This is a genomic window from Caviibacter abscessus (genome assembly GCF_001517835.1).
GTDB classification, from domain to species: Bacteria; Fusobacteriota; Fusobacteriia; order Fusobacteriales; family Leptotrichiaceae; genus Caviibacter; species Caviibacter abscessus.
This window is the reverse complement of the sequence record NZ_LOQG01000028.1, coordinates 1-237: the sequence shown is the minus strand read 5'-3', so window position 1 is coordinate 237 and position 237 is coordinate 1. Positions and strand designations below refer to the sequence as shown.

Below are 237 nucleotides of genomic sequence, written 5' to 3'. Positions count from 1 at the left end.
GTATCATTTACAATTTTTATGGTCATATACTATTTTATACCTAATACTAATGTAAGTTTTAAATCAAGTTTTATTTCTTCTTTACTTGTTGTATTATCACTTTGGATTTTAAGTATGTTTTATCAATTACTTCAAAGTTCTATTTCTAAATATAATACGATATATGGAAGTTTAGCGTTTGTCCCACTTTTTTTAATATGGGTAAAATATATATGGATAATAATTTTAAAATCTCTA

At 21.5% G+C, this 237-nt stretch carries 1 protein-coding gene; it reads left to right on the top strand.

Annotated features, from left to right (window positions below):
* Positions 1-12 precede the first annotated feature (12 nt).
* A partial coding sequence (locus tag AWT63_RS04160) for a YhjD/YihY/BrkB family envelope integrity protein (RefSeq protein WP_269431484.1) occupies positions 13-237 on the top strand: 225 nt, incomplete at its 3' end.